The sequence below is a fragment of the Luteimonas aquatica genome, assembly GCF_022662575.1.
GTDB classification, from domain to species: domain Bacteria; phylum Pseudomonadota; class Gammaproteobacteria; order Xanthomonadales; family Xanthomonadaceae; genus Luteimonas; species Luteimonas aquatica.
Window position 1 is genome coordinate 1 of record NZ_JALBFU010000039.1, and the last position, 846, is coordinate 846.

Annotated in this window: 2 protein-coding genes; one reads left to right on the forward strand and one right to left on the reverse strand. The window is 69.1% G+C overall.

The annotated features are described in order from the left end of the window. A partial coding sequence (locus MD221_RS17410; RefSeq protein ID WP_242113425.1) for a DUF11 domain-containing protein occupies nucleotides 1-318 on the reverse strand: 318 nt, incomplete at its 3' end. Nucleotides 319-585: 267 nt separating this feature from the next. Between MD221_RS17410 and MD221_RS17415 the strand changes: the two genes are divergently transcribed. Next, a partial coding sequence (locus tag MD221_RS17415; protein ID WP_242113427.1) for a hypothetical protein occupies nucleotides 586-846 on the forward strand: 261 nt, incomplete at its 3' end.

Here is an 846-nt window from a genome sequence, read left to right on the forward strand (position 1 = left end):
GGTGTTCACGGTGTTGACGATGCCGGTGCTGTTGGCGGCCGTCGGGGTGACGTTGATCGTGTAGGTCGCGCTGGCGCCCGCGGCCAGGCCGGCCGGCGTCGTGCAGGTGACCGTCTGGCCGCTCTGCGCGCAACCTGCGCCCACCGAGTTGATGGTCAGCGAGGCATCGACATTATCGACGCTCACCACATCGGCATTGGTCGGACCCGTGCCGTTGTTGGTGACCGTGATCGTATAGGTCGCGGCCACACCCACCGTCATCGGGTTCGGGCTGACCGTCTTGCTGGTGGTCAGGTCCACGCCGGAATTCACCGGCACCGGCGGGGTCGTGGCATCGCAGCCTTCGCCGCCTGCCGTCGTACAGGCCGGATCGCCGCCGCCGCTGGTATTGACGGTGTTGACGATGCCGGTCGAGTTGGCCGTCGTCGGCGTGACGTTGATCGTGTAAGTCGCGCTGGCGCCCGCCGCCAGGCCGGCCGGCGTGGTGCAGNATTGACGGTGTTGACGATGCCGGTCGAGTTGGCCGTCGTCGGCGTGACGTTGATCGTGTAAGTCGCGCTGGCGCCCGCCGCCCGGCCGGCCGGCGTGGTGCAGGTGACCGTCTGGCCCCTCTGCGTGCAGCCCGCACCGACGCGGTTGATCGTCAGCGACGCATCCACCGCGTCGACACTGACCGTATCGGCCGTGGTCGGACCGGTGCCGGTGTTGGTGACCGTGATCGTGTACGTCGCGCTGGCGCCCGCCGCCAGGCCGGCCGGCGTGGTGCAGGTGACCGTCTGGCCACTCTGCGTGCAGCCCGCACCGACGCTGTTGATCGTCAGCGACGCATCCACCGCGTCGACACTG